The following is a 1,001-nucleotide window of genomic DNA, read 5'->3' as shown; positions in this document are numbered from 1 at the left end:
CTCCTATCCCTGTTACTTCCTAATTCCTTTTTAGTGGGGGAGTGTGAACAGTTACATTCTCCCTGCTCCTAACAGTGCTGATAATAATTCTAAACCATGAACAGCCCGCAATTGTTCCGCACCCGGAACTTTCCAACCCATCATTAACCGTGCTTGTTCTAGTCTAGGTAAAATTAACTCATGACGACGAATTCCTTTAATTACCGGTGCTGTAACTTTGGTAAATTGGGGACAATTATCCCGTTGAGGAAAATTTGCAAATGTCCGGTTTACCAACTCCCGCGCAGCTTTTTCACCAATCCCCCCCACCACAACCACAGTCATATTTTCTGGTTGGTAGTGAGTGCGATAAAAGCAGCGCATAGCTTCTGGGGAATGCTGCATTAATTCTGGTTCAGTCCCCAGCACAGAACGTCCATAAGGGTGATGTTGGTAAACATTTTTCACAAGAGATTGAAAACCCACCCAGTCAGGATCATCATTGTAAGAACGGATTTCTTCTAGCACCACATCCCGTTCTCTGATAAATTCATCGTCAGGAATGGCTGCATTCAGGAGTAATTCCCCTAAATGGGGTAGAGTATGCTCCAGGTGATTAGCCGCAGTTGTAATGGAATAATGGGCGTAATCGTGGCTAGTTGCGGCATTACTCACCCCACCAATTTTTTCGATGTGATAATCAAATTCTCCAGGCAACAGGTTTGGTGTACCCTTAAAAATCATGTGTTCTAGAAAATGTGCCATTCCAAACCAAGGTTCTGGTTCTAGGTTAGTTCCCGCACGCACCCAAACGTCAGCTACCACTACAGGTGTAGTGGCTATCTCTTGGTGAATGAATGTCAAGCCATTATCTAATTTGATAACTGAACCGGGAAACACGTTGTTAGTTAGTTGTTTTGACAATTTTTATAGCTTCAACCTAGTGTGTTAATTTTGACAGGAAAACCAGGGATTTCCTTCATGCAGAAAGTATGATAGAAAAAAGGATACCTGAAAGCTCA

The 1,001-nt window shown here is 43.0% G+C and carries 1 pseudogene; it reads right to left on the bottom strand.

The features are described 5' to 3' along the window. Positions 1 to 57 precede the first annotated feature (57 nt). A pseudogene (locus FJR05_RS10915) lies at positions 58 to 879 on the bottom strand (M16 family metallopeptidase); the annotation flags it as partial. Positions 880 to 1,001: the final 122 nt, after the last annotated feature.

This window comes from Dolichospermum sp. UHCC 0259, from assembly GCF_009711935.1.
GTDB lineage: Bacteria > Cyanobacteriota > Cyanobacteriia > Cyanobacteriales > Nostocaceae > Dolichospermum.
Note: the sequence above shows the minus strand (reverse complement) of the source record. Positions and strands in the feature narration are given on the sequence as shown.